Below are 23,759 nucleotides of genomic sequence, written 5' to 3' on the forward strand. Positions count from 1 at the left end.
CGGCGCTTCCTGTAACTCCACTTCCAGCTCGTCTGGGCACCAAAACGCCGATTTGGCGTGATCACCGCCCAGCGTTGCATTGAAGAGGATTAGGCCACCCCTATTCAGTTCAAAAGTAGCCATGCACGAACAATATCAGCCCCGTGAAATCGAAGCCGCCGCCCAGTCATTCTGGGATGAGCAAAAGTCCTTTGAAGTCAGTGAACAGCCAGGCAAGGAGACGTTCTACTGCCTGTCGATGTTCCCTTACCCCAGCGGCAAGCTACACATGGGGCACGTGCGTAACTACACCATCGGCGACGTGATCTCCCGCTATCAGCGCATGCAAGGCAAGAACGTTCTGCAACCCATGGGTTGGGACGCCTTCGGCATGCCGGCGGAAAACGCCGCGATGAAGAACAACGTAGCGCCCGCCAAGTGGACCTACGAAAACATCGCCTACATGAAAACCCAGCTGCGCAGCCTGGGCCTCGCGGTGGACTGGTCCCGCGAAGTCACCACCTGCAAGCCTGATTACTACCGCTGGGAACAATGGCTGTTCACTCGCTTGTTCGAAAAAGGTGTGATCTACAAGAAAAGCGGCACCGTGAACTGGGACCCGGTCGATCAGACCGTTCTGGCCAACGAACAGGTGATCGACGGTCGCGGCTGGCGTTCCGGCGCGCTGATCGAAAAGCGCGAAATCCCGATGTACTACTTCAAGATCACCGCGTACGCGGATGAGCTGCTGACGAGCCTCGACGACTTGCCGGGCTGGCCTGAACAGGTCAAGACCATGCAGCGCAACTGGATCGGCAAATCCCGCGGCATGGAAGTGCAGTTCCCGTACAACGTCGACTCCATCGGCGAAACGGGCGCGCTGAAAGTCTTCACCACCCGTCCGGACACCTTGATGGGCGCAACCTACGTTGCCGTGGCCGCCGAACACCCTTTGGCCACCCTGGCCGCGCAGAATAATCCTGAGCTGCAAGCATTCATCGCTGAATGCAAGGGCGGCAGCGTCGCTGAAGCCGACGTCGCCACTCAAGAGAAAAAAGGCCTGCCGACCTCGCTGTTCGTCGAGCATCCGCTGACCGGCGAGAAGTTGCCGGTGTGGGTCGCCAACTATGTGCTGATGCACTACGGCGATGGCGCGGTCATGGCCGTCCCGGCTCACGACGAACGTGATTTCGAGTTCGCCACCAAGTACAACCTGCCGATCAAGTCCGTGGTGCGTACAAGCGCAGGCGACACCAACCCAACGCCATGGCAGGACGCTTATGGCGAGCACGGCACGCTGATCAATTCCGGCGAGTTCGACGGGCTCGATTTCGCAGGCGCATTCGATGCGATTGAAGTCGCGCTGATCAAGAAAAACCTCGGTGCTTCGCGCACCCAGTTCCGCCTGCGCGACTGGGGCATCAGCCGCCAGCGCTATTGGGGTTGCCCGATCCCGATCATCCACTGCGATACCTGCGGTGATGTGCCGGTGCCGGAAGATCAACTGCCTGTCGTGCTGCCGGAAGACGTCGTACCCGATGGTGCCGGTTCGCCACTTGCACGCATGCCCGAGTTCTACGAGTGCAGCTGCCCGAAATGCGGCCAGCCTGCCAAGCGTGAAACCGACACCATGGACACCTTCGTCGAGTCCTCGTGGTACTACGCCCGTTACGCCTCGCCACACTATGCAGGCGGCCTGGTGGAAAAATCCGCGGCCGACCATTGGTTGCCGGTGGATCAGTACATTGGCGGCATCGAACACGCAATTCTTCACCTGCTCTATGCGCGCTTCTTCCACAAGCTGATGCGCGACGAAGGCCTGGTGAGCTCCAACGAGCCGTTCAAGAACCTGCTGACCCAAGGCATGGTGATCGCCGAGACCTACTATCGCCGCGAAGCCAACGGTGCCTACACGTGGTTCAACCCGGCGGACGTCGAACTCGAACGCGACAGCAAGGCCAAGGTCATTAGCGCCAAGCTGATCGCAGACGGCCTGCCGGTGGAAATCGGTGGCACCGAGAAGATGGCCAAATCAAAAAACAACGGCGTTGACCCACAGTCGATGATTGACCAGTTCGGCGCAGACACCTGCCGCCTGTTCATGATGTTCGCCTCCCCGCCTGACATGAGCGCGGAATGGTCCGACTCCGGCGTAGAAGGTTCGCACCGCTTCCTCAAGCGCGTCTGGCGCCTGGCTCAAGCGCACGTCACTCAGGGCCTGCCGGGCAAACTGGACGTCGCCAGCCTGAACGACGAGCAGAAAGCCATTCGCCGTTCGATCCACCAGGCCATCAAGCAGGCCAGCCACGACGTCGGCCAGAACCACAAATTCAACACCGCCATCGCCCAGGTGATGACGCTGATGAACGTGCTGGAAAAAGCCGCGCAAGGTACCGAGCAGGATCGCGCGCTGGTTCACGAAGGTCTGGAAGCCGTGACGCTGCTGCTGGCCCCGATCACCCCGCACATCTGCCACGAGCTGTGGAATCAACTGGGTCACGCTGATCCTGTGATCGACGCCGGTTGGCCAGTGCTGGACGACAGCGCGCTGGTGCAGGACAGCCTGACACTGGTGATCCAGGTCAACGGCAAGCTGCGCGGCCAGATCGAAATGCCGGCCAGCGCGACACGTGAAGAAGTCGAAGCCGCCGCACGGGCCAACGAAAACGTGCTGCGCTTTGTCGACGGCCTGACTATTCGCAAAGTGATCGTGGTGCCCGGGAAACTGGTCAATATCGTCGCCAGCTAATTGGACCAGGCGCCGGGTCATGCCCGGCGCCGAGTAAAACCTTACGGGCCGCCAGATCGGCCCACATGGTTTCAAGGGGAGCAACAAAATGATCAAACGCAATCTGCTGGTGATGGGCCTTGCGGTCCTGTTGAGCGCCTGCGGTTTCCAGCTGCGCGGCACCGGCACCACCGAACTGGCGATCACCGAAATCGACCTGAGCGCCCGCAACGCCTACGGCGAAACCGTGGTGCTACTGCGTCAGGCGCTGGAAGGCAGTGGCGTCAAGGTCTACGCCGGCGCACCTTACAAACTGGTGCTGACCAATGAGCAAGACAACCGGCGCACCCTCAGCTACACAGGCGGTGGCGGTACCGGCGAATATGAACTGATCACCGTGTTGAACTACGACATTCGTGGGGCACATAACCTGCCGCTGATGAGCGACAAGCTCGAAGTGCAGAAGACCTACGTTCAAGACGGCAACAACCTGTTGGGTTCGGACCAGGAAGCGAGCGGCGTCCGCAACGAAAGCCGTCGCGAGCTGGTTCAACGCATGATGCTGCGTCTGCAACAGATTACCCCGGCGCAACTGGACCAACTGCAACAGACCGCCGAAGCCAAGGCCAAGGCCGAAGCCCAGGCGCTGGAAGCCGCACAGAAGGCTGAAGCGAATACTCCGCGCCAGTCGCCTGTCCAGATCCCGCAGCAGTAAGACTTTCGGGGCGTTCCGGCGCCCCGTTCGGCCTCTCTTATGAAACTTGCCCCCGCCCAACTCGGTAAACACCTGCAAGGTGCCCTCGCGCCGGTCTATATCATCAGTGGCGATGACCCGCTGCTGTGCCAGGAAGCGGCCGATGCCATTCGCGCGGCCGCGCGCCAACAGGGCTTCGACGAACGTCAGGTCTTCGCCGCCGACGCCAGTTTCGACTGGGGAACGTTGTTGCAGGCAGGGGCAAGCATGTCCCTGTTTGCCGAAAAACGCCTGCTGGAACTGCGCCTGCCGTCCGGCAAACCCGGCGACAAAGGCGCCGCAGCGTTCATCGAGTACTGCTCGCGCCCGGCCGAAGACACGATATTGCTGATCAGCCTGCCCAAGCTCGACGGCAGTGCGCAGAAGACCAAATGGGGCAAGGCGCTGATCGAAGGTCAGCAAACTCAGTTCGTGCAGATCTGGCCGGTGGATGCCAACCAGTTGCCAAGCTGGATCCGCCAGCGCCTGTCTCAGGCCGGTTTGTCGGCCAGCCAGGACGCGGTCGAACTGATTGCAGCCCGCGTCGAGGGCAACCTGCTCGCCGCCGCGCAAGAAATCGAAAAGCTCAAATTGATGGCCGAAGGTGGGCAGATCACCGTCGAAACCGTACAGGCTGCCGTGGCCGACAGTGCACGTTTCGACGTATTTGGCCTGACCGATGCCATACTCAATGGCGAAGCGGCCCACGCGCTGCGCATGCTGGAAGGGCTGCGCGGTGAAGGTGTCGAACCACCGGTGATTCTCTGGGCGCTGGCCCGGGAACTGCGCCTGCTGGCGAACCTGTCGCTGCAATACAGTCAGGGCGTGCCGCTGGATAAGGCATTCAGCTCGGCCCGACCGCCGATCTGGGACAAGCGCAAGCCGCTGATGAGCAAGGCGCTGCAACGCTACTCGGCGCAACGCTGGGCACAGTTGCTGCTGGAGGCGCAACGGATCGACGCACAGATCAAAGGGCAGGCAGCCGGTTCGCCGTGGATGAGCCTCAGTCGACTGTCGCTGTTGATGGCCGGTCAGCGCCTTACCTTGCCCGCCGAGTAAAGTGGCGAGGGGGCTTGTCGGAACACCGCACCGCCCCGTTCGGCTGCGCAGCAGTCGCAAATCAGATCACGGCGTTTTACCTGCTGTACCTCGACAGCCGGTTCTGGGGCTGCTTCGCAACCCAACGGGGGCAAGCCCCCCGCCACAAAAACCTGCCTTACGGCAAAAAAACCGAAAGATCCTACACAATGCGGGGACTGGACAGATCCTCAACTTCGGCCGATGATTTGCCCCGCAAAATCCACTCACTTGCGAGAAATCATCATGAGCAAAAAGCCATCAACGCATGGCCCCAACAAGGCCAAATCCATCATCGCCCAGCCACTGTTCCGCAGCCGTCAGGAACGAGCCGGCAAGGGCAAAGGTAGCTACCGCCGCGAAGCCTTCCAGTCTAATAGCTGGGAGGCTTCTTACTTTCTGGCTGCGTAAAGCAGAACACCCCTTCTACATGTTAAGGTCTGCACTTGAATCGATTGCCCTGGACCTGTGCATGCCCCTTTGTCTTTCCCGTCGTTGGCCCGTTCGCCAACTGATCGCTGCCTCCAGCCTCATTTTGCTTGTCGCCTGCGCGGAAAAACCGACTGCCGCCGACGCCCAGCCGCTCAAAACCCTTCCTGTCGCGATAGCTCCTGCGGTCAATCCGCCCGCAGTGCCGACGGGTGAAACCCCCGACATCCAGCCCACCCAGTCGTTCGCTGAATGGCAAGCGGGTTTCCGCAAAGACGCGCTGGCCGCCGGTATCCGCGCCGATCTGTTCGACCGCGCCTTTGCCGATGTCAGCTTCGACCCCAGCGTGATCCGTGCCGATCGCAGCCAGCCGGAATTTTCCCGCCCGGTGTGGGAATACCTCGATGGCGCCGTTTCGCCACTTCGAGTACGTAAAGGCCAAGCGCTGATCCGCGAAAACGCTGCCATCTTGCAAAGCATCGAACAGCGTTATGGCGTCGACCGCCAGGTACTGGTGTCGGTGTGGGGCATGGAGAGTAACTTCGGCCAATTCCAGGGCAGCAAGTCGGTCATCAACTCCCTGGCGACCCTGGCGTACGAAGGCCGGCGCCCGGGCTTTGCGCACGATCAACTGATCGCTGCCCTGCAAATCCTGCAACAAGGCGACATCACCCCCGAGAAAATGCTCGGTTCCTGGGCCGGCGCCATGGGCCAGACCCAGTTCATCCCGACCACTTACAACACCCACGCCGTGGATTTCGACGGTGATGGCCGCCGCGACATCTGGGACAACCCCGCCGACGCATTGGCCTCGACTGCGCACTACTTGCAAAGCTCCGGCTGGCAGAAAGGCCAGCCGTGGGGTTTTGAGGTACGACTGCCAAGCAGTTTCAACTATGTTCTGGCCGATGGCACTATTCGCAAAAGCGTCGCCGAGTGGCAGCAACTGGGGGTCTCGCTGCCCCCGGGGGCTCAGGTTCCGCCAGGCTCGGAACACCTCTCCGCTGCCCTGTTGCTGCCGGCCGGTTATCGTGGCCCTGCGTTCCTGGTCCTCGACAACTTCCGCGCGATTCTCAAGTACAACAACTCGTCGTCCTATGCGTTGGCCGTGAGTTTGTTGTCCGAACGCTTCGACGGTGCAGGACTGATCAGTGGCGCCTGGCCCAAAGATGACTTGCCCTTGAGCCGCACCGAGCGCTTGGAACTGCAAAGCCTGCTGAGTGCCCAGAACTACGACGCGGGCATCCCTGACGGAATTATTGGCGCCAACACGCGCAAGGCGATTCGCAGTGCACAACAGTCGTTTGGCTGGCCGGCGGATGGGTATCCGACGCACAAGTTGCTGGAAGGACTGCGTAACCGCTAAAAGCATCGCGGGCAGGCTCGCTCCCACAGGTTTTGTGTCGTTCACAGACCCAATGTGGGAGCGAGCCGGCTCCGGGCGGCGTTCCGACGATGACTGACTATCAGGCAACGAAACTCTAGCGCCTGACCACCACATCCTGCTCCAACACCAACTCCTTCTTCCCCGCATCCAATCGAACCAACGCCCCCATCGGCAACGTCAGGTTCGGATCACAATGCCCGCTGCGCCACCCGGCCAGCACCGGAATCCGCAAGGGTTCGAAAGTCTGCTTGAGCAAACCCTCCAGTGCGGCCACATCGACCCCTGCCACATCCCCCACCAAAACCCCACGAAGCTTGCCCAGCGCGCCAGCCAGCCGCAGATGGGTCAGTAGCCGGTCAATGCGATACAGCGGCTCGTTGACGTCCTCGATCAGCAGGATGACGCCCTCGGCATCCATCTCATAAGGCGTGCCCATGGTCGCGGCAATCATCGACAGGTTGCCACCCAGCAAACGCCCGTGAGCGATACCGGGCTCGATCGTGGTCAACGGCCAGGCCACCGGATGCGACAGTACACTGCCGGCCTTCACCTGCCCTCTGAGCATGTTGAAAAACGATGACTCGGTTGGCTTCTGCTTGTCGCCCAGCAAATCGGCATTGAGCATCGGGCCATGAAAGGTCACAAAACCGGCATAACGGCTGATCGCCAAGTGCAGCGCCGTGATGTCGCTGTAGCCGATGAACGGTTTGGCGTTGTTTTGCAGCAGTTCGAAATCGATACGGTCGAGCAAACGCGGTGTGCCATAACCACCGCGCAGGCAAATGATGGCATCCACCTCGGGGTCAGCGAACGCCGCGTGCAGATCATTGAGCCGCACCTCGTCACTGCCGGCCAGATAGCCATCCTTTTCATACACCCCGGGAAACACCCGCAACGCATAGCCGCGAGCGCGCATCCAGGCGATGGCTTTGTCAGTGTCCAGCCCGGCAGGACCGGCGGGTGCAATCACGCCGATCAGCCCTTGCGACGGCAAGGCCGGAACCGGTTTATGCGGATACAGCGTGTGGGTCGGTCGAACGGTCATCCATGAATCTCCCTGCGCCAAAATCTTCAGCACACAGTAGTCAGGAACGGGGACAAACAGAAGAGGGTCAGTCGCCCGCAGGTGGCAGGAAAAAACACTGGCTGGCGCAGTCCAGGCAAAAAAACGCCCGCAAGGCCTGAAAAGCCATGCGGGCGCCTTTTATGTCATCGCCAAATTACAAGGACGACATCAGCTCGGCTTTAACCAGCTTCGCTTGCTCGTCGGCGTGGTACGAGGAGCGTACCAACGGGCCGGACGCGACGTTCTTGAAGCCCATCTTGTAACCTTCCTCGGCGAACCAGGCGAAGGTGTCCGGGTGCACAAAACGCTCCACCGGCAAGTGGCTGCGGGACGGTTGCAGGTACTGGCCCAGGGTCAGCATGTCGATGTCATGTTCGCGCATGCGCTTCATGACGTCGATGACTTCTTCGTCGGTTTCGCCCAGGCCCAGCATCAGACCGGACTTGGTTGGAATGTGCGGCATCATCTGCTTGAAGCGCTGCAGAAGGGTCAGCGACCACTGGTAGTCCGAGCCCGGACGCGCAGCCTTGTACAGGCGCGGCACGGTTTCCAGGTTGTGGTTGAACACATCAGGTGGCTCGGCGGCGGTGATTTCCAGCGCCACGTCCATCCGGCCACGGTAATCCGGAACCAGGGTTTCGAGCTGCACGCTCGGCGACAGCTTGCGGATCTCGCGGATGCAGTCGGCAAAGTGCTGGGCACCGCCGTCACGCAGGTCGTCGCGGTCTACCGAGGTAATCACTACGTATTTAAGCTTCAGGTCGGCGATGGCGATGGCCAGGCTTTCCGGCTCATTGACGTCCAGTGGTTTCGGACGGCCGTGGCCAACGTCGCAGAACGGGCAGCGACGGGTGCAGATGTCGCCCATGATCATGAACGTCGCGGTGCCGCCGGAGAAGCACTCGCCCAGGTTCGGGCAGGACGCTTCTTCGCACACGCTGTGCAGCTTGTGTTTGCGCAGCAGGGCCTTGATGCGGTCGACTTCCGGGGAAACCGGGATGCGCACGCGAATCCAGTCGGGTTTCTTCGGCAGTTCGGTGGTCGGAATGATCTTCACCGGGATACGTGCAACCTTCTCGGCGCCGCGCAGCTTGACGCCGGCTTCAACCTTGGCACGCGGGGCCGGACGCTCGGTGACATCAAGCGTCGGGATCATGGTTTGCACTGCATCAGTAGTCATATCAGTCGATTCCGCCCGTTAGGGTCGTCTGCTCAGCATAGTCGAGGTGTTTGACGAGCTGCGCGCGCAGCCGGGCACTTACCTCGGCAAATTCAATCGATCCTGCGTGATCGCTCAGCTGGGTCATCGCCAGCCCGGCGTAACCGCAGGGATTAATCCGTCGAAACGGTTCCAGGTTCATGTCCACGTTCAGGGCCAGGCCGTGAAAGGAACAACCGTGGCGGATCCGCAGACCCAGGGAAGCGATTTTCGCCCCATTGACGTAGACACCCGGCGCGTCTGGCTTGGCGGCGGCAGTGACGCCGTAGCTCGCCAGCAGTTCGATCAGGCAGAGCTCCATGCGGGTGACAAGGTCACGCACGCCAAACCCCAGCTTGCGAACATCCAGCAGCAGATAGGCCACCAGTTGGCCAGGGCCGTGATAGGTCACCTGACCACCGCGATCGACCTGTACCACCGGAATATCCCCCGGTAGCAACAGGTGCTCGGCCTTGCCAGCCTGACCCTGGGTGAATACCGGCGGGTGCTCGACCAGCCAGATCTCGTCTGCGGCATCGCTGCCGCGCTCGTTGGTGAAGCGCTGCATGGCGTGCCAGACCGGCTCGTAAGCCATCTGGCCGAGCTCACGAAAGCCCAGCGTGCCAGACATCACAGCACCATGTGCACGAAACCGGTAGCCCGCAATTCGCTGTTGATGTCGTACAGCTGGTCTTGACCGGTGGCGATGATGTGCAGCTGGATGGTGGTGTACTTGCCGTTGCTGCTTTGGCGTTCGTCTACACGCTCATCATTGATTTTTGCGTGTTTCCTGACGATGTCGATGATCTTGTCCTTATTACCCACGCCGGTGTCGCTGATCACCTTAACCGGGTAATCATTGGCAGGGAATTCGATCTTTGGCGCCTTTACTTCGGTATCGGTCATGGCGTAACGGCCTCGTAAGCGTAAGCCGTGGCGACGGGCATGACACCGCGCCGGATCAGAGCGGAGTCATGCTGGTGCACACTGAATTCAGTTGAACATGCTGTAGAAGAATAGACGGATGCTATCCCACATACGGCGGAAGATACCACCCTCCTCGACAGCGTCCAGGGCGATCAGGTCGGCGCTGTGCACCACCTTGTCTTCCAGCTTCACTTCGACTTTACCGATCACGTCGCCCTTGGCGATTGGCGCAATCAGCTGCGGGTTCATGGTCATGCTGGCAGCGAGCTTTTTCAGCTGGCCTTTTGGCAGGGTCATGGTCAGGTCTTCAGCCAGGCCGGCCTTGACTTGATTGGTCGCGCCTTTCCAGACAGGGGCCTGAGCCAGCTCGGCGCCTTTCTGATAGAAGGTCTGGGTTTCGAAGAAGCGGAAACCGTAAGTCAGCAGCTTCTGGGTTTCGGCGGCGCGAGCCACCTCGCTGCTGGTGCCGAACACCACCGCGATCAGGCGCATGCCATCACGTACAGCCGAAGACACCATGCAGTAGCCGGCTTCGTCGGTGTGGCCGGTTTTCAGACCGTCGACGGTCTTGTCGCGCCACAGCAGCAGGTTGCGGTTAGGTTGCTTGATGCCGTTCCAGAAGAACTCTTTCTGCGAGTAGATCGCGTAGTGAGCCGGGTCTTCGTGGATGATCGCGCGAGCCAGCACCGCCATGTCGTGAGCCGACGAGTAGTGCTCAGGGTTCGGCAGACCGGTCGGGTTCATGAAGTGGGTGTTGGTCATGCCCAGGTCAGCCACGGTTTTGTTCATCACGTCGGCGAAGGCGTCTTCGCTGCCGGCGATGTGCTCGGAGAGTGCAACACTGGCGTCGTTACCCGACTGAATGATGATGCCGTGCAGCAGGTCGCTGACAGTCACCTGCGAGCCCACCTTGATGAACATCCGCGAACCGCCGGTACGCCAGGCGTTTTCGCTGACGGTCACCGGGTCGTTTTCGCCGATCTGACCACGACGGATTTCCAGGGTCGCGATGTACGCGGTCATCAGCTTGGTCAGACTGGCTGGCGGCAGACGCTGGTCACCATTGTTCTCGACCAGCACGTTGCCGCTGCTGGCATCCATGAGCACGTAGGCTTTGGCGGCCAGTTGTGGTGGAGCTGGCATCACCTCGAGCGCGAACGCAGCCGGTGAGAGGAGCAGCGGGACTAACAGGAACAGGCGTTTGGCAAAGGTGGTGATGTTCATCCGTCTCTCGAAATCGCTAATGGAAACTGCCTAGGGGCAAAACTAATCAGACAGCTTTCTAACGAGCTGTCGCGTGTTCAGTTGTTCACTCAGAACCCTTGCCGGGCTTTTGTTCTTTAACGAGCCAACAACCAGGTTCACCCCCTAAACCGCAAGTGAACCGTCAATCAAGTACTACGTATTACTCGGCGGTGACCAGGCTCGGCGAACCGAGATTGGCCATGCGCACGCTGTTCTGCACTTGCTGGATTTCACCCTGAGAACCGATCGGCCCCAGACGCACCCGATGCAGTGTCTGTTGGTTGCGCACGATCGAGCTGATGAACACCGGGGCGCTCACCATCCCGCTGAGCTTCGATCTCAGGAGTTCTGCAGCGTCCGGGTTGGCGAACGCGCCCACCTGCAGATACTGGCCAGAGGCTGGTACAGAAGCGTTTTTTTTTGCATCCAGCTGCACAGGCACGACGGCCGCGGCGTGTTGCTGCGCCGGAGGCGTCCATTGCTCGACGGTACCGGCCGAAGCCGTAATCACCGGGGCGCTATTTTGCGCGACTTTCGGCTCGTTGAGCATCAAAGGCGCTGGACGGCCTTTTTGGGCCCACCACTGTTGCGGGTCGATACCCTCGACCTTGACCCGCGCCGTGCCGATTTCGGCATAACCGAGCTTTTTGGCGGCGGCATAGGACAAGTCGATGATACGGTCCGAATAAAACGGCCCACGGTCGTTGACCCGCAGGATCACGCTCTTGTTGTTGTCCAGGTTGGTCACCCGGACGTAACTCGGCAGTGGCAATGTCTTGTGCGCGGCACTCATGCCGTACAGGTCGTAAACTTCGCCATTGGCGGTGTTCTGGCCGTGGAACTTGGTGCCATACCAGGACGCCGTGCCCGAGGCGACGTAAGTCTTGGATTCTTGCAGCGGGAAGTAGGTCTTGCCCAGCACCGTGTACGGGTTGGCCTTATAAGGACCGCTGTGCAGGGTCGGCGTGGCATCCGGGATGCGTGATACGTCGACATCCCACCACGGCGCGCCATCTTTGTGGGCGCGGTTGATGTCCAGCCCCGGCGTCGCGCGCACGGAAGTGGACGAGGATTTCTGAGCGGGTGCGCGACTGGTCGAACAACTGGCGAGCAGCACCGCCAACGCGGCGAAAGCCATGAGCTTCAGGGGTTTATTCATAGGCAATGCCCGCATTACTTGACGCCCCGTGCTTGGACCAGCTGTTCAGACAGTTGATGTACGGCCATGGCGTACATCACGCTGCGGTTATAACGCGTGATCGCATAAAAATTCTGCAGGCCCATCCAGTACTCGGGGCCCATGTCACCTTCCAGGCGGAAAGCCGTGACCGGCATATCATCGCGCAGCGCATCATGACTTGACCACCCTAGAGCCCGCAACTCCCCTACGGTTTTAGTCGGCTCGATACCCGTGGTCAAACCGTCCTCGATCTGCTCGCCTCGAGCATCGGCGCGGCTGACCACCGGTTCGCCGGCGACCCAGCCGTGACGTTTGAAGTAACTGGCGACGCTACCAATGGCATCGTCGGGATTGGTCCAGATATTAATGTGACCGTCACCGTCGAAGTCCACCGCATACGCGCGAAAACTGCTCGGCATGAACTGCGGCAACCCCATGGCACCTGCGTAGGAGCCTTTGAGGGTCAACGGATCGACCTGCTCTTCCCGGGCCAGCAGCAAAAACTCACGCAATTCCTTGCGAAAGAATTCAGCGCGGGGAGGATAGTCGAAGCCCAGGGTCGACAATGCGTCGATCACCCGGTAATTGCCGGTATTGCGACCGAAAAAGGTTTCAACGCCGATGATCGAGACGATCACCTGCGCGGGCACACCGTATTCCTGCTCCGCACGCGCCAGGACCGCTTCGTGCTGACGCCAGAAGTCCACACCACGGGCGATACGCGCATCGGTGATGAACATCGGGCGGTATTCGTTCCATTGCTTGACCCGCTCGGCGGGTTTCGAGATCGCGTCCAGAATCGACTGCTTGCGCTCGGCTTCGCGGAACACGCCCATCAGCTGTTCACCGGCGAAACCGTAATCGCGGGTCATTTCGCCGACGAATTCGGCCACCTGGGGTGAGCCTTCGTACTCGCCGGCCAACGCGTGCTGCGTTGTGCCAAGGATGCTTACCAGGCCGACCCATGGCGCGTATCGAGTCGCCCAGCCACGCATTACTTGCATTGAAATCTTCACCTTATTCAAACCTGTGCGATCCACTTACGATGGGTATGGATCGACATCAAAACCCCAAACGCTGACAGCAGCGTTACCAGCGAAGTTCCTCCGTAGCTAATGAACGGCAACGGCACCCCCACCACCGGCAACAGGCCACTGACCATACCGATGTTGACGAAAACATAAACAAAAAACGTCATGGTCAAACTGCCCGCGAGCAATTTGCCGAACAATGTCTGGGCCTGAGCGGTAATCACCAGCCCGCGACCGATCAACAGCAGGTAAATCAACAGCAACGCGCAAATGCCGACCAGGCCGAACTCTTCGCCCAATACCGCAATAATGAAGTCGGTGTGGCTTTCCGGCAGGAAGTCCAGGTGCGACTGGGTGCCCAGCAGCCAGCCCTTGCCAAACACACCACCGGAACCGATGGCGGCTTTCGACTGAATGATGTTCCAGCCAGTCCCCAACGGATCGCTCTCCGGGTCGAGGAACGTCAGGATTCGCTGCTTCTGATAGTCGTGCATGATGAAGTACCACATGCCCACGGCCACTGGCACGGCAGCCGCCAGCACGCTGATGATCCAGCGCCAGCGCAGGCCACCCATGAACAACACAAACGCGCCACCCGCGAGGATCAGGAGCGATGTCCCCAGGTCCGGCTGACGCACGATCAAGATAAATGGCAAGCCAATCAGAAACAGACTGACCGCAACGTGCTTGAGCTGCGGCGGCAAAGTGCGCTTGGACAAATACCAGGCGATGGTCGCCGGCATCAGGATTTTCATGAACTCCGAGGGCTGGAAGCGGATCACCCCGGGAATGTTGATCCAGCGCGTGGCGCCCATGGCGTTGTGCCCCATGACGTCCACCACTACCAGCAACAGCACACCGAGCACATAACCGACCGGCACCCACCGCGCCATGAAACGCGGTTCGAACTGCGCGATGACGACCATCGACACCAGGCCAATACCAAACGAAGTGGCTTGCTTGGCCAGCAGGTCCCAGCTCTTGCCACTGGCCGAATACAGGACGAACAGGCTGCCGGCGGCGAGGGTCAGCAACAAAATGAGCAACGGCCCATCGATGTGCAGGCGTTGCAACAGCGTCGCGCGGCGACGCATCACATCTTCGCTTGAGAGCATGCGATCAAAATTATTCATCATGGGCCGTAACCTCCGCACTGACAGGGCTGGCGTACTCGGCTTTGAGATGACCGTCCTGGTCCAGGAGCCAGGCATCCATGATTTGACGCACCACTGGCGCGGCGACCCCGGAACCGGACTCGCCGTTCTCGACCATCACCGACACCACGATTTGCGGGTTGTCAGCCGGCGCAAAGCCGACAAACAAGGCGTGGTCGCGGTGACGTTCCTGAACCTTGGAGCGGTCGTACTTCTCGCCCTGCTTGATCGCGACTACCTGGGCCGTACCACTTTTCCCGGCAATCCGGTATTGCGCGCCAATCGATGCCTTGCGCGCCGTACCGCGAGCGCCGTGCATCACCTGTTGCATACCGTGGTTGACCTTGGTCCAGTCCGACGGATCGCGCAGAACGATATTCGGCATCGGATTTTCATCCTTGGGCTTCTCGCCTTCGACCGTCTTGGCCAGGTGCGGACGGTTCCACACACCTTTGTTGGCCACCAGCGCCGTGGCCTGGGCCAGTTGCAGCGGCGTGGACTGCATATAGCCCTGACCGATCCCCAGAATCAGGGTTTCGCCCGGGAACCAGGCTTGGCGGCGGGTCGCACGTTTCCACTCGCGGGACGGCATCAGGCCCGGCGATTCTTCGAACATGTCCAGCGAGACCTTTTGGCCGATACCGAATTTGCCCAGGTACGCCGACAACCGATCAATCCCCAGCTTGTGGGCCAGGTCATAGAAGTAGGTATCGTTGGAACGCATGATCGCCGTGTCCAGATCCACGTAACCGTCGCCGGTACGGTTCCAGTTACGGTATTTGTGATCGTAATTGGGCAGTTGGTAATAACCGGGGTCGAACACGCGGGTCGACGCGGTGACCACACCCGAATCCAGGCCGGCAATCGCCACCGCCGGCTTGATGGTCGAACCCGGTGGGTACAGACCTCGCAGCACGCGGTTGAACAGCGGCCGGTCGATGGAGTCGCGCAGTTCGGAATAGGCCTTGGAACTGATGCCTGTGACGAACAGGTTCGGGTCGAAACTTGGCTGGCTGACCATCGCCAGCACTTCGCCGGTTTTCGGGTCCAGCGCCACGACGGCACCACGACGACCGCCCAGTGCCGCTTCGGCCGCTTCCTGCAATTTGATGTCCAGGCTCAGGACGATGTCCTTGCCGGAAATCGGTTCGGTACGCTTGAGCACACGCAATACGCGGCCCCGAGCGTTGGTTTCGACTTCTTCGTAACCGACCTGACCGTGCAATTCCGGCTCATAGAAACGTTCGATGCCGGTTTTGCCAATTTGATGGGTGCCGCTGTAACTCACAGGATCCAGTGACTTGAGCTCTTTCTCGTTGATTCGCCCCATGTAACCCACCGAGTGCGCAAAGTGCGCGCCCTGCGGATAGTGACGAACCAGCTGCGCAACCACTTCCACGCCCGGCAGGCGGAACTGGTTCACGGCGATCCGGGCGATCTGTTCTTCGGTCAGCTCGAACAGAATGGGCACCGGCTCGAATGGCCGACGCCCCTGACGCATGCGTTTCTCGAAGATCACCCGGTCCTCGGGTGTCAGCTCCAGCACTTCGACAATCACGTCGAGCACTTGCTGCCAGTCGCCGGAACGCTCGCGGGTCATGCTCAGGCTGAAGCTGGGCCGGTTATCAGCCACCACCACGCCATTACGGTCGAAGATCAGCCCACGGGTGGGCGGAATCGGCTGCACATGGACGCGGTTGTTTTCCGACAGGGTCGAGTGGTACTCGTACTGGATCACCTGCAGGAAATACAACCGCGCAATCAGCACACAAATCAGCGCTACTACCGCAATTGCACCGAACACGACGCGACCACGCACCAGACGGGCGTCTTTTTCGTGGTCCTTGATACGGATCGGCTGAGACATGAGGGCAGAACTACTTGTGGTAAGGGTGGCCGGACAAGACTGTCCAGGCACGATACAGCTGTTCGCCGATCAGGATTCGCACCAGCGGGTGCGGCAACGTCAACGGCGACAATGACCAGCGCTGATCGGCTCGGGCACAGACTTCCGGCGCCAGCCCTTCGGGACCGCCGACCATGAAATTCACCGTGCGCGAGTCCAGGCGCCAGCGATCGAGTTCGACCGCCAACTGCTCAGTGCTCCAGGGCTTGCCGTGGACTTCGAGGGTGACAACACGCTCATTCGGCCCGACCTTGGCCAGCATGGCTTCGCCTTCCTGACGGATGAAGCGCGCCACGTCGGCGTTCTTGCCACGGGTGTTGAGCGGTATTTCCACCAGTTCCAGCGCCAGTTCGGACGGAAGACGCTTGGCATATTCATGCCAGCCTTCTTCCACCCACTTGGGCATCCGTGAACCGACGGCGATCAGTCGCAGTCGCACAGCGGGCCCTTATTGCTGGTCTTTGTTGAGCTTGATGAAATGCTCGTGGGTATTTTCCGGGCTGTGGTGAGCCGCGTTCAGAGCACGGCTCTGTTCGGCGCCGGACCACAGACGCTCCAGGTCATAGAACTGGCGAGCCGAGGCAGTCATCATGTGCACGATGACGTCGTCCATATCCAGCAGCACCCAGTCGCTGTCGCCCTTGCCTTCTTCACCCAGCGGCTTCACGCCCTGGGCTTTGACGGCTTCGCGCACCTTGTCCAGCATCGCGCCGATCTGGCGGTTGGACGTACCGGTAGCGATGATCATGAAGTCAGTGATGCTCTGCTTTTCACGAACGTCGATCACCTGAATGTCCTGGGCCTTGACGTCTTCCAGGGCCGCTACGGCAACCTTGACCAGCTCCTCACCGGCCAGCTCCGGGCCGGTGGGTGCTACTACTGGCAGTGGGGCGCTTTTGAATGTGCCTTTGCGCTTTACTTTAGCTACGTCTTTGTCAGTCATATAAAACTCGTTTTGCTCGTATGTTCGGGGGCTTCGATACACGTGATCACGTGCCTTGAAGCGCGCCTCTTTTCAGTTCGACGCACGGTAAAGTCCGTGCGCATCGATGTAGGCCAGGACCGCGTCGGGCACCAGGAAACGTACCGACTTACCGCTGGCCAGCAGTTGACGGATCTGGGTGGCGGATACCGCGAGCGGTGTCTGCCAGACGAATGCAATCTGTCCGCTCGGCCCTTTGAGGGCCAGCGGGTCGCTCACCGAGCGCGCTGCCAGCAGGTTGCGCAAGGCATCCGGCGGTTCGCTGTCGGCATCCGGGCGTTGCAGCACCAGGATGTGGCAATGCTGGAGCAACTCTTCCCAGCGGTGCCAAGTGGGCAGGCCGCAAAATGCGTCCCAGCCCAAAAGTAGAAAAACCTGGGTCTGGGCGGGCAGTTCGGCGCGCATCAGCTCCAGGGTATCAATAGTGTAGGACGGTTTGTCCCGCTGCAATTCGCGGGCGTCCACCACCAACGGCGCCACACCGGCCACCGCGCACTCGACCATCGCCAGACGGTCTTTTGCCGACACCTGCGGCGTACCGCGATGCGGCGGTCTGGCACTGGGTGTCAGACGCAACTCATCGAGCGCCAACGATTCGGCGACTTCCAGCGCACCGCGCAGATGGCCGATGTGCACCGGGTCGAACGTACCGCCCAGCATGCCAATCCGGCGAGGTTGAGGCTCGCTTGAAGTGGCTGGGGCTGTCGGGTCGAGGTCGCCCAAGTCAGACCGACGCCTGGCCGCGCAACTGGCCATCACCGACGACGATGTACTTCTCGCAGGTCAAACCTTCGAGGCCCACCGGGCCGCGGGCGTGCAGCTTATCAGTAGAAATGCCAATCTCGGCACCCAATCCGTATTCGAAGCCATCGGCGAAGCACGTCGGGGTGTTGATCATCACCGACGACGAATCGACTTGCGCGACAAAACGCCGTGTGTCGGCGAGGTTTTCGCTGACGATCGAGTCGGTGTGATGGGAGCCGTGCTTATTAATATGCTCGATGGCCTGGTCCAGCCCGTCGACCACGCGGATCGACAAAATCGGCGCCAGGTATTCGGTAGTCCAGTCTTCTTCGGTGGCCGCTACTGCATCGATAATCGCCCGCGTCCTCTCGCAACCACGCAGCTCGACGCCTTTTTCGCGGAACTGGGCAGCCATCGATGGCAGGAAATCTTTGGCAACGGCTTGGTCCACCAGCAGCGTTTCCATGGCGCCGCAGATGCCATAACGGTACGTCTTGGCGTTGAACGCGATGCGCTGGGCTTTCGCCAGATCGGCATGTTCACTCACGTAGACGTGGCAGATGCCGTCCAGGTGTTTGATCACCGGCACACGGGCGTCACGGCTGACGCGTTCGATCAGGCCACGGCCACCACGGGGCACGATGACGTCGACGTATTCCGGCATGGTGATCAGTGCGCCAACGGCGGCACGATCGGTGGTTTCGACCACTTGAACCACGGCGGCTGGCAGTTCGGCTTCGGCCAGACCGCGCTGGATGCAGGCGGCGATGGCGCGATTGGAATGGATCGCTTCGGAGCCGCCACGCAGAATGGTTGCATTGCCAGACTTGAGGCACAGGCTGGCGGCATCGATGGTCACGTTGGGACGGGATTCGTAGATGATCCCGATCACGCCCAGCGGCACGCGCATTTTACCGACCTGAATGCCCGACGGGCGGAAGCTCATGTCGCGAATCGCGCCGACCGGGTCCGGCAATGCGGCCACCTGGCGCAGGCCGACAATCATGCCGTCGATGCGTTCCGGGGTCAGCGCCAGACGCTCCAGCAGGGCCGGTTCAAGACCATTGGCGCGACCCGCGGCCAAATCCAGTTCATTGGCCGACGTCAACTCGGCGCGTGCAGCGTCCAGCGCATTGGCAGCAGCCTGCAAGGCGCGGTTTTTCTGCGCGGTGCTGGCGCAGCCGATGACGCGAGAGGCTTCGCGGGCAGCGCGACCCAGGCGGGTCATGTAGTCAAGAACGGACTCAGTCATGGTCTGGATTGGTCTTTGCTAAGGTCTTGGTAAAGAGTAAAGCGGCAGATTATAGCTGTCGCGTCTCCCGACTAACAGCGGTGACGGGCGGATGGTCGAAATCGAGGGCAATTTGCCGACGTTCAGCCGTGATTAAGCTGCAAATTGTTATCATCGCCGCTCTATAAGCCCTGACAAACACCGTTCATCATGTCTAACCTGACTGTTCGAGCGTCCGCTACAAGCCTGCCTACGGGGCTTGCGGACGCGTTTTTCGACCGTGACGCGCAAGCGCTGGCCCGTGATTTACTCGGCAAAGTCATTCGTCACCGGGTCGGCAACCTGTGGCTCAGCGCCCGGATTATTGAAACCGAAGCCTATTACCTTGAAGAAAAAGGCAGCCACGCCTCCCTCGGCTACACAGAAAAACGTAAGGCTTTGTTTCTGGATGGCGGGCACATCTATATGTATTACGCCCGTGGCGGCGATTCGCTGAATTTCAGTGCCAAAGGCCCCGGCAACGCGGTGCTGATCAAATCGGCCTATCCATGGGTCGATGAACTGAGCGGGCCGGCGAGCCTGGCGCAAATGCTGCTGAACAACCCCGACGCCCAAGGCCGCCCTCGACCCTCGCAAAAGCTGTGTGCCGGGCAGACCCTGTTGTGCAAGGCCCTGGGTTTGAAGGTGCCGGTCTGGGACGCCAAGCGTTTCGATCATGAAGTGTTACTGGTGGAAGACATTGGTCCGACGCCCGCTCACATCATCCAGACCACGCGCTTGGGCATTCCCCATGGGCGCGACGAACATTTGATGTACCGCTTTGTCGATGCGGCTTACGCGCCGTATTGCACGCACAACCCGCTGCGACGGGGGCAGGTCGAAGGTCGCGATTTTTGTTGCCTTGATGACGCCCCCCGGTGGGAGATTCTATGTTGCAGGGGAACCCTGCAGCCTTAAAACAGGTTGGAATTCGCTCTGGTTTTTCATGAGGGCAAGCCCCCTCGCCACAGATCGCTCCCACAAGGGATCTGTAGTGTTTTGAAGATTGCGTTCGTCCCCCATGGGACCAATGAACATTTATGGAGTTGTTTTTATGGGCCCATGGCTCGATAGCGTCACCGGTTGGTTGACGGTCAACCCGCAATGGCTGGCTGCGGCGGTGTTCTTAGTGGCCTTTGTGGAGTGCCTGGCGATTGCCGGGCTGATCGTGCCCGGCACGGTGTTGCTGTTTGCCGTGGCGGTCCTGGCCGGCAGTGGCGCGCTGTCGCTGAGTGAAACGCTGCTGCTGGGGTTCGTTGCCGGGGTGCTGGGTGACGTCGTTTCGTACTTCGTCGGACGGCATTTCCACCAGAACATCCGACGCCTGCCCGGCTTACGCCATCACCCGGAATGGATTGCCGGCGCCGAGGCGTATTTCCAACGTTATGGCATCGCCAGCCTGCTGGTCGGACGCTTTATCGGACCGCTGCGCCCGATGTTGCCGATGGTTGCCGGGATGTTCGATATGCCATTCCCTCGATTTTTCGCCGTCAGCCTGCTGGCTGCCGCTGGCTGGAGTGTCGCGTATCTGCTGCCTGGTTGGGCGACGGGTGCGGCGATTCGCTTGCCGTTGCCGGAAGGTTTCTGGCCTGAGGCGGGAGTCGTCGCTGGCGCTATTGCCGTCATGGTTGGTTTGAGCATCACCAGCAGCCTGCGCCGTCATCGCAAGGCGACGATGCTGGTTGCCGGGATGAGCTTGCTGATTCTGGCGGGACTGTTTATCGGCTATCCGCACCTGACCGCGCTTGATCAGGGCGTGATGACGTTGGTGCAGGAACACCGCGGCCCGATGCTCGATGAAGTGGCTGTCGTCTTTACGCTGATTGGCGAGTTTCGCAACATGCTGTTGTTCAGCGCACTGCTGACCGGTTTGCTGCTGATCACTCGACAATGGCGGCAGGCAATTTTTGCCGGCAGCACCCTGCTCTGCACCGCGCTGGGCAATACGGCAACCAAACACTTCTTCGCCCGCGTGCGCCCGGAAGTGCTCAGCGATCCGCTGACCAGCTACAGCATGCCCAGCGGCCATGCCTCGGGATCATTCGCGCTGTTCCTGACCCTCGCCGTGCTGGCGGGCCGAGGACAACCACCGCGGATGCGCCTGACCTGGTTGCTGCTGGGCTGCTTGCCTGCGCTGGCGATTGCGTTGTCGCGGGTGTACCTGGGCGCGCACTGGCCGACGGATGTATTGGCCGGCGCCATGTTGGCTGCCTGTGTTTGTGCGGCGAGCCTGTGGTTGAGTCAGCGCAAGACACCGCTCAACGCCATGCCTCCCAAGGTCTGGTGGTTGGTGTTGCCGGCGCTGATGGCGTTGTTTGCGTACTTTGCTTTGCGGCATTTGCCGCACGCGATGTTGCGGTATGCGTATTGACGTGCGACTTATCGGCCGCAGTCAGGCAAACAACTCCCCCTGCAACTCATCCAGCAGCGCCTGAATCGCATCCAGTCGCTGCTGCGGATCGTCGAGTTGAAGCAGGTCAATCTTGTCCACTTCCGCGAACGGCAGCAAATAGGCCAACTGATTGGCCAATGATTGTTGCCCGGTCGCCTCAATGCCCATGTTCAACGCTTCAACCATCGGGTGTTCAGCCAACGCTTTGAGCAACGCGACCAGGTCGGCGTCTTCATCCTGCAGCGGCTGCTCAGGTTCATCTTCCAGCCATTCGACGTCGGCGACGGTCAACTGGTCGCGCTGCACCTCGGTGCGCAAGACATGAAAACGCCGCCCGCCCTGCACGCGAATCCCCAGCAGGCCGTTGTCCTGCTGCTTGAAATCGGTGATCAGCGCTTCACACCCCACCAAGGCATACCCTGCCGGAGCGATGCCGACTTCTTCGCCGTCGAGGATGCATACCACGCCGAAGCCGACGCCCTGTTTCATGCAGCGGCTGATCATGTCCAGGTAGCGCGCCTCGAAGATCTGCAAGTCGAGGATGCAGCCAGGAAACAGCACCGTGTTCAGTGGGAAAAGCGGCAAGATCATAGACATTTCCTTACACCACCATCGACACCGCCAACGGCAGGAACACCGCCGTGGCCACGCCCATCAGACTCATCGCCAGCGCCGCAAACGCGCCGCACTCTTCACTTTCCTGCAAGGCCACCGAAGTGCCGACCGCGTGGGCGGTCATGCCCAATGCCATGCCGCGGGCCTCAGGGCTGTGCACGCCGAGACGGGTCAACAGACTCGGGCCGAAGATCGCACCGATCACGCCGGTGATCAACACGAACACCGCTGCCAGCGCCGCGACGCCGCCGATCTGCTCGGCCACCAGCATGGCAATCGGTGACGTCACCGACTTCGGTGCCATGGTCATCAGGACCATGTGCCCGGCACCGAACCCCCAGCCCAGCAATACGCCCAGGCCCGTGGCCACCACGCCACCTATCACCAGCGTAGTAAATATCGGCCAGAACAACTGCCGAATCCGTCGCAAATTGAGGTACAGCGGCACGGCCAGTGCAACGGTCGCAGGCCCGAGCAAAATGCTGAGGATCTCGGTGCTCTTGCGGTATTCGGCGTATGTCAGGCCGCATGTCAGGAGAACACCGATCACCACCAACATGGAGACCAGTACCGGTTGCAAAAAAATCCAGCGGGTTTTTTCGAAAGCCGCCAACACCAGCTGATAAGCACCCAATGTAATGCCGATGCCGAACAACGGATGATGAATCACCGCGTCGAGTGCGCCGTGCCAATCAAGGGTCATTGGTCATCTCCACGATGGGCGTGGCGCTTGACCATGCGCTGCATCAGCACCCCGGCAAACGCCATGGACAGCACCAGGGACAACACCAGCGCACCGACGATGGCCCAGAAGTCTGCGGCAATATCCTTGGCATACACCATCACGCCCACGGCCGGTGGCACCAGTAGCAACGGCAAGTAACGCAGCAGGCTGCTGGCCGCCAGGCTCAGCGCCTCGCCGACCTGCCCGCGTGAAATCAGGTACACCAGCAACAGCAGCAAGCCAATAATCGGCCCCGGCAGCACCGGCAAAAACAAGTGGTTGAGGGCTGTGCCCAGCAATTGGAACAGCACCAGCCAGGTCAGGCCACGTAACAACATCCAGCATCTCCCGCGCTCTCCCCACCAAAAAGGGGCCGAGCATTATAAGCACGTCAGTGCTATGGATCGGCATTCGCGAAAAGCATGTTCAGTTGACCGGAGCAATTGGCCATGTTGATCTAAAGTGGTTCACTGGGAGGTGAAAGCCCCTCACTCGAAAAACTATAAAACCAAGAAACCCAAGGAGAAACTCAATGCCCCATGTTCCGGTTGCAGAAATCAAAGATTATGTCGGCAAGGAACTCGGACGTTCCCAATGGCTCACCATCGATCAGGAGCGCATCAACCTGTTCGCAGAAGCCACAGGTGATTTTCAGTTTATTCATGTCGATCCGGTCAAAGCCGCGAAAACGCCATTTGGCAGCACCATCGCACATGGATTCCTGTCGCTGTCATTGATCCCGAAACTGATGGAAGACATCCTCATCCTCCCCGAAGGCGTGAAGATGGTAGTCAACTACGGTCTCGACGGCGTACGTTTCATTCAACCGGTCAAGGTCGATTCGAGAGTGCGCCTCAAGGTTGACCTCTCCGACGCCGTCGAGAAAAAACCCGGTCAATGGCTTCTCAAGGCCACCACCACCCTTGAGATAGAAGGCTCGGACAAACCGGCCTATGTCGCTGAATCCCTGTCCCTCTGTTTCGTATAACCCT

24 protein-coding genes are annotated in these 23,759 nt (G+C 60.2%); 8 read left to right on the forward strand and 16 right to left on the reverse strand.

Features of this window, described 5'->3' with window-relative positions:
* Positions 1–121: 121 nt before the first annotated feature.
* From leuS to ACA048_RS25865, 5 genes are all read left to right on the forward strand, one after another.
* Complete coding sequence (gene leuS / locus ACA048_RS25845; RefSeq protein ID WP_497626844.1) at positions 122–2,728, forward strand: leucine--tRNA ligase; 2,607 nt, start codon at positions 122–124, stop codon at positions 2,726–2,728.
* An 88-nt stretch (positions 2,729–2,816) separates the two neighbouring features.
* On the forward strand, positions 2,817–3,422 hold the full coding sequence (locus tag ACA048_RS25850; RefSeq protein WP_497626845.1) for an LPS-assembly lipoprotein LptE: 606 nt from the start codon (positions 2,817–2,819) through the stop codon (positions 3,420–3,422).
* A gap of 39 nt (positions 3,423–3,461) precedes the next feature.
* The gene (gene holA, locus ACA048_RS25855) at positions 3,462–4,499 is read left to right on the forward strand and encodes a DNA polymerase III subunit delta (protein ID WP_497626846.1); all 1,038 of its coding nucleotides are present in this window, start codon (positions 3,462–3,464) and stop codon (positions 4,497–4,499) included.
* Positions 4,500–4,763: 264 nt separating this feature from the next.
* The gene (arfA, locus tag ACA048_RS25860; protein WP_007946659.1) at positions 4,764–4,928 is read left to right on the forward strand and encodes an alternative ribosome rescue factor ArfA; all 165 of its coding nucleotides are present in this window, start codon (positions 4,764–4,766) and stop codon (positions 4,926–4,928) included.
* A gap of 61 nt (positions 4,929–4,989) precedes the next feature.
* Positions 4,990–6,312 carry a lytic murein transglycosylase gene (locus ACA048_RS25865; protein ID WP_497626847.1) on the forward strand — a complete coding sequence of 441 codons (1,323 nt, stop codon included), beginning with the start codon at positions 4,990–4,992 and terminating at the stop codon, positions 6,310–6,312.
* 115 nt (positions 6,313–6,427) lie between these two features.
* On the opposite strand, the gene ACA048_RS25870 is transcribed toward ACA048_RS25865, so the two are convergent.
* From ACA048_RS25870 to ACA048_RS25930, 13 genes are all read right to left on the reverse strand, one after another.
* Complete coding sequence (locus ACA048_RS25870; protein WP_497626848.1) at positions 6,428–7,378, reverse strand: S66 peptidase family protein; 951 nt, start codon at positions 7,376–7,378, stop codon at positions 6,428–6,430.
* 175 nt (positions 7,379–7,553) lie between these two features.
* Positions 7,554–8,579, reverse strand: coding sequence for a lipoyl synthase (lipA, locus tag ACA048_RS25875; RefSeq protein ID WP_497626849.1), 1,026 nt, complete (start codon positions 8,577–8,579; stop codon positions 7,554–7,556).
* A 1-nt stretch (position 8,580) separates the two neighbouring features.
* A complete protein-coding gene (lipB, locus tag ACA048_RS25880) occupies positions 8,581–9,228 on the reverse strand; it encodes a lipoyl(octanoyl) transferase LipB (RefSeq protein ID WP_175387931.1) in 648 nt (215 codons plus the stop codon).
* Positions 9,228–9,503, reverse strand: a complete 276-nt coding sequence (locus tag ACA048_RS25885; RefSeq protein ID WP_497626850.1) for a DUF493 domain-containing protein — start codon at positions 9,501–9,503, stop codon at positions 9,228–9,230. The genes lipB and ACA048_RS25885 overlap by 1 nt, the downstream gene beginning before the upstream one ends.
* Positions 9,504–9,590: 87 nt before the next feature.
* Entirely contained in the window at positions 9,591–10,748 is a 1,158-nt protein-coding gene (locus ACA048_RS25890; protein ID WP_223521965.1) for a D-alanyl-D-alanine carboxypeptidase family protein, read from the reverse strand.
* Between the two features lie 181 nt (positions 10,749–10,929).
* On the reverse strand, positions 10,930–11,943 hold the full coding sequence (locus ACA048_RS25895; RefSeq protein WP_497626851.1) for a septal ring lytic transglycosylase RlpA family protein: 1,014 nt from the start codon (positions 11,941–11,943) through the stop codon (positions 10,930–10,932).
* Positions 11,943–12,953 (reverse strand): lytic murein transglycosylase B, encoded by a 1,011-nt coding sequence (gene mltB, locus ACA048_RS25900; RefSeq protein ID WP_497626852.1) that lies wholly within the window; start codon positions 12,951–12,953, stop codon positions 11,943–11,945. The genes ACA048_RS25895 and mltB overlap by 1 nt, the downstream gene beginning before the upstream one ends.
* A 17-nt stretch (positions 12,954–12,970) precedes the next feature.
* Positions 12,971–14,074, reverse strand: a complete 1,104-nt coding sequence (gene rodA / locus ACA048_RS25905; protein ID WP_452629001.1) for a rod shape-determining protein RodA — start codon at positions 14,072–14,074, stop codon at positions 12,971–12,973.
* A gap of 31 nt (positions 14,075–14,105) precedes the next feature.
* On the reverse strand, positions 14,106–16,001 hold the full coding sequence (mrdA, locus tag ACA048_RS25910) for a penicillin-binding protein 2 (RefSeq protein WP_497626853.1): 1,896 nt from the start codon (positions 15,999–16,001) through the stop codon (positions 14,106–14,108).
* 10 nt (positions 16,002–16,011) lie between these two features.
* Positions 16,012–16,479: a 23S rRNA (pseudouridine(1915)-N(3))-methyltransferase RlmH gene (gene rlmH / locus ACA048_RS25915; protein ID WP_007937439.1), complete on the reverse strand. Its 468-nt coding sequence runs from the start codon at positions 16,477–16,479 to the stop codon at positions 16,012–16,014.
* 9 nt (positions 16,480–16,488) lie between these two features.
* Complete coding sequence (rsfS, locus tag ACA048_RS25920; protein WP_497626854.1) at positions 16,489–16,983, reverse strand: ribosome silencing factor; 495 nt, start codon at positions 16,981–16,983, stop codon at positions 16,489–16,491.
* A 72-nt stretch (positions 16,984–17,055) separates the two neighbouring features.
* Positions 17,056–17,745 (reverse strand): nicotinate-nucleotide adenylyltransferase, encoded by a 690-nt coding sequence (nadD, locus tag ACA048_RS25925; RefSeq protein WP_497626855.1) that lies wholly within the window; start codon positions 17,743–17,745, stop codon positions 17,056–17,058.
* 1 nt (position 17,746) lies between these two features.
* On the reverse strand, positions 17,747–19,018 hold the full coding sequence (locus ACA048_RS25930; protein ID WP_497626856.1) for a glutamate-5-semialdehyde dehydrogenase: 1,272 nt from the start codon (positions 19,016–19,018) through the stop codon (positions 17,747–17,749).
* A gap of 189 nt (positions 19,019–19,207) precedes the next feature.
* On the opposite strand from ACA048_RS25930, the gene ACA048_RS25935 reads away from it, so the two are divergent.
* Together ACA048_RS25935 and ACA048_RS25940 are read left to right on the forward strand one after the other, a co-directional pair.
* Complete coding sequence (locus ACA048_RS25935) at positions 19,208–19,954, forward strand: DNA-3-methyladenine glycosylase (RefSeq protein WP_497626857.1); 747 nt, start codon at positions 19,208–19,210, stop codon at positions 19,952–19,954.
* Positions 19,955–20,090: 136 nt separating this feature from the next.
* Complete coding sequence (locus ACA048_RS25940; RefSeq protein WP_497626858.1) at positions 20,091–21,407, forward strand: bifunctional DedA family/phosphatase PAP2 family protein; 1,317 nt, start codon at positions 20,091–20,093, stop codon at positions 21,405–21,407.
* Positions 21,408–21,428: 21 nt separating this feature from the next.
* On the opposite strand, the gene ACA048_RS25945 is transcribed toward ACA048_RS25940, so the two are convergent.
* Genes ACA048_RS25945 through ACA048_RS25955 form a run of 3 tightly spaced genes read right to left on the reverse strand, consistent with a single transcriptional unit; the run spans position 21,429 to position 23,105 of the window.
* Positions 21,429–22,019, reverse strand: coding sequence for an LON peptidase substrate-binding domain-containing protein (locus tag ACA048_RS25945; protein WP_497626859.1), 591 nt, complete (start codon positions 22,017–22,019; stop codon positions 21,429–21,431).
* Between the two features lie 10 nt (positions 22,020–22,029).
* The gene (locus tag ACA048_RS25950; protein ID WP_497626860.1) at positions 22,030–22,746 is read right to left on the reverse strand and encodes an LrgB family protein; all 717 of its coding nucleotides are present in this window, start codon (positions 22,744–22,746) and stop codon (positions 22,030–22,032) included.
* Complete coding sequence (locus ACA048_RS25955; protein ID WP_497626861.1) at positions 22,743–23,105, reverse strand: CidA/LrgA family protein; 363 nt, start codon at positions 23,103–23,105, stop codon at positions 22,743–22,745. The genes ACA048_RS25950 and ACA048_RS25955 overlap by 4 nt, the downstream gene beginning before the upstream one ends.
* Before the next feature lie 194 nt (positions 23,106–23,299).
* Here ACA048_RS25955 and ACA048_RS25960 point away from each other — a divergent pair, with 194 nt between their 5' ends.
* Positions 23,300–23,755 carry a MaoC family dehydratase gene (locus ACA048_RS25960; RefSeq protein WP_497626862.1) on the forward strand — a complete coding sequence of 152 codons (456 nt, stop codon included), beginning with the start codon at positions 23,300–23,302 and terminating at the stop codon, positions 23,753–23,755.
* The last annotated feature ends 4 nt before the right edge of the window (positions 23,756–23,759 follow it).

The organism is Pseudomonas sp. LBUM1659, from assembly GCF_059716045.1.